6 protein-coding genes are annotated in these 6,790 nt (G+C 74.5%); 3 read left to right on the top strand and 3 right to left on the bottom strand.

Features of this window, described 5'->3' with window-relative positions:
• Positions 1 to 59: 59 nt before the first annotated feature.
• Complete coding sequence (locus tag G5C65_RS28375) at positions 60 to 1,091, bottom strand: FecCD family ABC transporter permease (RefSeq protein WP_165301875.1); 1,032 nt, start codon at positions 1,089 to 1,091, stop codon at positions 60 to 62.
• A complete protein-coding gene (locus G5C65_RS28370) occupies positions 1,088 to 2,167 on the bottom strand; it encodes a FecCD family ABC transporter permease (RefSeq protein WP_165301874.1) in 1,080 nt (359 codons plus the stop codon). Before G5C65_RS28370 ends, G5C65_RS28375 begins: the two co-directional genes overlap by 4 nt.
• A gap of 151 nt (positions 2,168 to 2,318) precedes the next feature.
• Here G5C65_RS28370 and G5C65_RS28365 point away from each other — a divergent pair, with 151 nt between their 5' ends.
• Positions 2,319 to 3,362, top strand: coding sequence for an ABC transporter substrate-binding protein (locus tag G5C65_RS28365; protein WP_165301873.1), 1,044 nt, complete (start codon positions 2,319 to 2,321; stop codon positions 3,360 to 3,362).
• A gap of 1 nt (position 3,363) precedes the next feature.
• Positions 3,364 to 4,215 (top strand): siderophore-interacting protein, encoded by an 852-nt coding sequence (locus tag G5C65_RS28360; protein WP_165301872.1) that lies wholly within the window; start codon positions 3,364 to 3,366, stop codon positions 4,213 to 4,215.
• Positions 4,216 to 4,252: 37 nt separating this feature from the next.
• Here the strand turns inward: G5C65_RS28360 and G5C65_RS28355 are convergent, their stop codons facing one another.
• Positions 4,253 to 5,317 (bottom strand): HAD hydrolase-like protein, encoded by a 1,065-nt coding sequence (locus G5C65_RS28355; protein ID WP_165301871.1) that lies wholly within the window; start codon positions 5,315 to 5,317, stop codon positions 4,253 to 4,255.
• Between the two features lie 146 nt (positions 5,318 to 5,463).
• Between G5C65_RS28355 and G5C65_RS28350 the strand changes: the two genes are divergently transcribed.
• On the top strand, positions 5,464 to 6,756 hold the full coding sequence (locus G5C65_RS28350; protein ID WP_165301870.1) for a DUF1015 family protein: 1,293 nt from the start codon (positions 5,464 to 5,466) through the stop codon (positions 6,754 to 6,756).
• Positions 6,757 to 6,790 lie beyond the last annotated feature (34 nt).

Here is a 6,790-nt window from a genome sequence, read left to right as displayed (position 1 = left end):
CTCCGGCTCCGGCTCCGCTGCCCGTGCCACGTCCCGCTCCGTGCTCGCGCCCGTACTCGTCATATCCGTCCAGCCTTACGTTCCGTGGCCAGCAGCCACACCAGATATCCGCCGCCCAGTACGCCCGTGATCACGCCCACCGGCAGCTGGTGCCCGGCGAAGGCCCGCTGGGCCGCCAGGTCCGCGGCCATCAGCAGGGCAGCGCCCATGCACAGCGCCGGCAGCAGGTTCGGGCCGGGCGCCTTGGTGATCCGGCGGGCGAGCTGCGGCGCGGTCAGCGCCACGAAGGCGACCGGCCCCGCGGCGGCCGCGGCCAGCGCCACCAGCAGCACCGAGGACACCAGCAGCACCAGCCGGACGCGTTCGACGGGTACGCCGAGCGCGTACGCCGCGTCGTCGCCCATCTCCATCATCCGCAGGGCGCGCCCGCAGCCGAGGAGGATCACCGGCACCAGCACCGCCATGGCGCACAGCAGCGGCACCGCGTCGTCCCAGCCGCGCCCGTCGAGGCTGCCGGTCATCCAGAGCACGGCCCGCGACGCCTCGCTGATCTGGGCGCGGGTGAGGAGGTAGCTGTTGACGCCCGTGAGGATGGCCGCGACGCCGACGCCGACGAGCACCAGCCGGTAGCCGTGCATGCCGCGCCGCCAGGCCAGCGCGTAGACCAGTGCCCCGGTGACCACGCCGCCGACGGCCGCGCCGAGCGCGAGCATCGCGCTGCTGCCGCCGAGCGCCGTGATGACGACGAGCGCGCCGGTCGCCGAGCCGTGGGTGAAGCCGAGCATGTCGGGGCTGCCCAGCGGGTTGCGGACGACCGACTGGAAGACGGCGCCCGCCAGTCCGAGGGCGGCGCCGACGAGCAGCGCGGTGACGGCGCGCGGCAGCCGCAGCTCGCGCACGATGAACGCGTCGGCGGCGTTGCCCTGGCCGAGCAGGGTGCGCACCACATCGCCCGCCGGCATGGGGTACTCGCCGCTGCCGATGGCGAAGACCCCGACGACCAGCGCGACGAGCACGCAGCCGAGGCCCACCAGCAGGGCGCGCGGCCGGAAGGAGACGGACCGGCCGCCTCCGGTACGTATCACGCTCATGCCGGGGTCACCCTCCGCCGCCGCACGAAGTACAGGAAGAACGGGCCGCCGAGCACCACCGTGACGATGCCCACCTGGAGCTCGGCCGGGCGGCCCAGCACCCGCCCCAGCACATCGGCGCCGAGCAGCAGGACGGGCGCGAGGACCGCGCAGTACGGCAGCATCCAGCGCTGGTCGGGCCCGGTCAGCGAGCGCACCATGTGCGGCACCATCAGGCCCACGAAGACGATCGGCCCGCAGGCGGCGGTCGCGGCGCCGCACAGCAGGGTGACCGCGACGATGGCGACGCCCCGGGTGCGGGCCGGGTTCGAGCCGAGGGCGCGGGCCGAGTCCTCGCCGAGCGCCAGCGCGTTCAGCGGCCGGGCCAGCGCCAGCGCGCACAGCACTCCGGCCGCGATGAACGGCGCCGCCTGGGCCACCGTCGCGTCCTGGGCGCGCGCCAGCGAGCCGACCGTCCAAAAGCGCATCCGGTCCAGCGAGGCGGTGTCCAGGAGTTGCACGGCGTTCACATAGGAGATGAGCGCGGCGTTCAGCGCGGTGCCCGCCAGCGCCAGCCGTACGGGCGTCGCGCCGCGCCCGCCGCCGACGGCGTAGACGAGGACGGAGACGGCGGCGGCGCCGAGGAAGGCGAACATCAGCGTGCTGGTGTAGCCGGAGACCCCGAGGAAGGACAGCGCGGTGACGACGGCCGCCGCGGCGCCCGCGTTGATGCCGAGCAGCCCGGGGTCGGCGAGCGGATTGCGGGTCAGCGCCTGCATCACGCCGCCCGCGAGGCCGAGCGCGGCGCCCGCGAGCAGCCCCATGAGCGTCCGCGGCAGCCGCATCTCGTGCACGATGGCGTACGCCGGGGAGCCGCTGTCGACGAGCCCGTTCCACGCCTCGCCGAGCGAGAGCTGGCGCGCGCCGACGGCGAGGCTGAGCACGACGACGAACAGCAGGAGCAGCAGGGCGCCGAGCAGCCCGGTGGCGCGCAGCAGCGGGCGCCGGGGGCTCTCGTCCTGCTCCTCCCCGGCTGCCCCGGAGTCCGCGGGAGCGCCGCGCGTGCGGGACTTCGGCGGGGACTTGATGAGGGTCACGGGCGGGCTCCGGTCGGGGCCGGGGGTGCGGACCCCGGCCGCTGGACGAACAGCAACGTTAGGTTAGGTTAGCCTAACTGCGTTTTCGGCCACCATGGCCTCCCCCCTATCGGCCAGGCGACCGCCCCGTACATCGAGAGAAGGCCCCGACATGTCCCGCTCGTCCCGCACTCCCCAGCTCTCCCGCCGCGGCCTGCTCGCCGCCGGCGGCGCCGCCGGGCTGACCGCGCTGCTCGCCGCCTGCGGCGACGACTCGTCCGGATCCGGCTCCGGGTCCGGGTCCGGGTCCGGCAAGGACGGCGGCTGGTCGTTCACCGACGGCCGCGGCGAGAAGGTCGGCCTCAAGTCCGTGCCGCAGCGCATCGTGGCCTACACCGGAACCGCCGCGGCCCTGTGGGACTTCGGCGTGCGCGACCAGATCGTCGGCGTCTTCGGCCCGACCAAGCTCAAGAACGGCAAGCCCGATGTGATGGCCGGCGACCTGGACATCTCCAAGGTGGAGATCATCGGCAACGCGTACGGCGAGTTCGACATCGAGAAGTACGCCAAGACCCGGCCCGAGGTCCTGATCACCAACATGATGGTGCCGGGCGCCCTGTGGTACGTGCCGGACGAGAGCAAGAAGAAGATCCTCAAACTGGCCCCCGCGGTGGCGATGAAGACCGCGAAGCTGTCCCTGCGGACGGCGATCGAGCAGTTCGCGAAGCTCTCCGAGTCGCTCGGCGCCGATCTGGGGGCCACCTCCGTCAAGGACGCCAGGACCCGCTTCGAGAAGGCGTCGGAGTCGCTGCGCAAGGCGGCCAAGGCCAGCGGCGGCATCCGGGTGATGGCCGCCTCCGCCAACGCGGAGCTGTTCTACGTCTCCAACCCCGAGGCCAACGCCGACCTGCGGTACTTCAAGGAGCTGGGGGTGGACTTCGTCAGGCCCAAGAAGGTCAACTCCGACGGCTTCTTCGAGGAGCTGAGCTGGGAGAACGCCGACAAGTACCAGGCCGACCTGATCATCCTCGACAACCGCACCCAGGGCCTCCAGCCCAAGGCCCTGCAGTCCAAGCCGTCCTGGGCCGGGCTGCCCGCGGTCAAGGCGGACCAGATCGCCGAGTGGAACCCGGAGCCCCGCTTCTCCTACACCGGCACAGCGCCGCTCATCGAGGACCTGGCCAAGGCCATCGAGCAGGCGAAGAAGGTGCGATGAGATGAGCCTCCCCTTCGACTTCTTCGAGCTCCGGGTCGTGCGCACCCGGCGGATCAGCCCGGCGCTGCTGAGGGTCACCTTCGGCGGGAAGCGCCTCGCGGACTTCGTCTCCGGAGGGCGCGACCAGCGCTTCAAGCTGTTCCTGCCGCACCCGGGCCAGGAGCGCCCGCTGGTGCCGGTCGAGGCCGGAGTGGACTGGTTCCCCGTCTGGCGGGCCATGGACCCGGCCGAGCGCGCCGTCATGCGCTCGTACACCGTCCGGCAGCAGCGGCCCGCCGGGGCCGACGGGCAGGACGCCGAACTGGACGTCGACTTCGCGATGCACGGCGAGGGCGCGGACGAGGGCCCCGCCACCCGCTGGGCCCGCTTCGCCGGCCCCGGCGACCACGCGACCCTGCTCGGCCCGCTGGAGGCCGACAACGGCGGCGTCGACTTCCGCCCGCCGGACAGCGCCGAGTGGATCCTGCTGAGCGGGGACGAGTCGGCGCTGCCCGCGGTCGCCGGGATCCTGGAGTGGCTCCCGGCCGGCACCCGGGTGCGGGCCTGGCTGGAGGTGCCGCACCGCGCGGACGTCCAGGAGCTGGAGACCGCGGCGGACGCCGAGATCAGCTGGCTGGTCCGGGACGAGTCGGACAAGCCCCGCACCGACCTGGTCCTCGAAGCGCTGCGCGCGGCCCAGCTCCCGCCGGGCACCCCGTACGCCTGGATCGCGGGCGAGTCCGGCACGGTCAAGGCGCTCCGCCGCCATCTGGTGCGGGAGCGGGAGTTCGACCGCCGGTCGGTCGTATTCACGGGGTACTGGCGGCTGGGCGCGACGGACGACCAGCTGGTGGAGGAGGCGCTGGCCGGGTAGGCCGTGGTGTCCTGCGGGCCGCGGCTGCCTCCCCCGATCACAGCCCCAGCCTCGCCAGCGCCTTGGCCGGGTCGAGGACGCACGCGCCGGCGCCGCCCTGGGTCCACGCCGCCGCGCACAGCGCCCGCAGCCCGTCCACCGGGTCGCCGGCGCCCTCCAGTTCGAGCTCCTCCCCGGAGCCGGAGACGCCCGCACGCCACCCCGCGCACCCGAATCCGCTCGCTGCCTCCCCCGTCACCGGGGGGTGCGGCGCGAGCAACCCCCGCAGATCGCGGGCGACATAGCTCGGCCGGTGCGGCTGCCGCGCCGCCAGCAGCGCGACCGGATCCGTCACTCCCGTCAGCACCAGCAGCGAGTCCACGCCGCCCGCGTGCGCGCCCTCGATGTCGGTGTCCAGCCGGTCCCCGACGACCAGGGGACGCCGAGCGCCCGTCCGCAGAATCGACTCGCGGTGCATCGGTGGCAGCGGCTTGCCCGCGACCCGCGGCTCGGGCGCGTCCCGCGACCACCGGGTGGCGATCCGTACGACCTCCACGGCGGCGCCGTTGCCGGGCGCGATGCCCCGCGCCGTGGGGATGGTCAGATCCGTGTTCGACACATACCAGGGCACCCCGCGTCCGACCGCGACGGCCGCCTCCATCAGCCGCTCCCACGGCATGTCCGGACCGCCGTACCCCTGCGCCACGGCGGCGGGCCCGTCGTCGGCCGAGTCCACGACGCGCAGCCCGCGCTCCGCGAGCGCGGCGCGCAGCCCCTCGGCGCCGATCGCCAGGACGGGGGCGCCCGGCGGCACCGCGTCGGCGATGAGCCGGGCCAGCGCCTGCGCGGACGTGATGACGTCCGCGGGCGCGGCGGGCACGCCCAGCTCCGTGAGATGAGCGGCCACCGTCGAGGGCGTACGGGCCGCGTTGTTCGTCGCGTACGCCAGCCGCATCCCGCCCGCGCGCGCCGCGCGCAGGGCCGCGACCGCGTGCGGCACGGCCTCGCCCCCGGCGTACACCACCCCGTCCAGGTCCAGCAGCGCGGTGTCGTAGACCTCGCTCAGCGGGCGTTCGCTGCCGCGCGGGCCGCTCGGCCCACCAGAGGGTTCCGGGGTGTGCATGGTGTGTCGCTCCTCGCGCCGGGTCAGGGCGGACGGTTCTGTACGCTCCCGATCCTCCCCCATGCGTGCGGGCGCTCCCGATCCGACTCCCTGCGCCCTCCGTGCCCCAGTACCCACCCCCGACGCAGCGGGCATAGCATGCACGGATGACCGCTGACGGCCTGAGACTCACTCCTTTCCGCGGGCTGCGCTACGCCGCCGACAGGATCAGCAGCCTCGCCGCGGTGACCTCCCCGCCGTACGACGTCGTCGTACGGCCCGACGGCCTGCGGCATCTGGAGACGGCCGATCCGTTCAACATCGTCCGGCTGATCCTCCCCCAGGCCGCCGACCCGGCGGTCCGGCACCGGCAGGCGGCCCGGACGCTGCGCCGCTGGCGCTCCGACGGCGTCCTGGTGCCCGACCCCGAGCCCGCGCTGTACGTCTACGAGCAGCGCAAGGGCGATCTGCTGCAGCGCGGCGTGATCGGCGCGCTGGCCCTGTCCCCTCCCGAGGACGGCATCGTGCTGCCGCACGAGGACGTGATAGCCGAGGTCGTCGAGGACCGCGCCGCGCTGATGCGCGAGACCGCCGCCAACCCGGAGCCGCTGCTGCTCTCCTACCGGGGCGGCGGCACCAGCACCGGGGCCACCGCCGTCATCGAGCGCACCGTGCGCCACCCCCCGCTGGTGGAGACGACGACGGAGGACGGCTTCGCGCACCGGCTGTGGGCCGTCACCGACCCGGCGGAGCTGGCCGGCGTGGACGCCGACCTGTCCCGGCAGCGGGCGCTGATCGCCGACGGCCACCACCGCTGGGCCACATATCTGAAGCTCCGCGCCGAACACGGCAGCGCCGCGCACCCGAACGGGGCGCGGGCCGCCGGGGCGCCCTGGGACTACGGCCTTGTGCTGCTGGTCGACACCGCCCGCTACCCGCTCCAGGTGCGGGCCATCCACCGGGTGCTCCCGCGCCTCACGCTCCAGCAGGCGCTGGACCGGCTGGAGATGGCGCGGGACGGCTTCCGCGTCCGTACGCTCACCGCCCCGCTGCCCCGGGCCCTGGCGGAGCTGGAGGCGACGCCGGGCAACGCCTTCCTGCTCACCGAGGGGAACGGCACCTTCCGGCTGCTGAGCGACCCCGCTCCCGCGCTGCTGGAGCGGACCGTCCCGCGCGGGCGGCCCGGGGTGTGGCGGCAGCTGGACGCGACGGTGCTGCACTCCGCGCTGCTGGACGAGATCTGGAAGGTTCCGGACCACCCCGGCGACATCAGCTACATCCACCACACCGAGGCGGCGGTCGCCCAGGCCGCCCAGCACGGCGGAGTCGCGGTGCTGATGCGCGCGGTCCCCGAGGAGACGGTGCGCGCGCTGGCGGAGCAGGGCGTGACGATGCCGCGCAAGTCCACCTCGTTCGGCCCGAAGCCGGCCACGGGCCTGGTGCTCCGCACGGTCGGCTGAAGCACCACGGCACTGAGGCCCCGCAGCCCCCCCC

Origin of the sequence: Streptomyces boncukensis (assembly GCF_011045075.1) — a bacterium.
Taxonomy (GTDB): domain Bacteria; phylum Actinomycetota; class Actinomycetes; order Streptomycetales; family Streptomycetaceae; genus Streptomyces; species Streptomyces boncukensis.
This window is presented reverse-complemented; position numbering and strand designations above follow the sequence as displayed.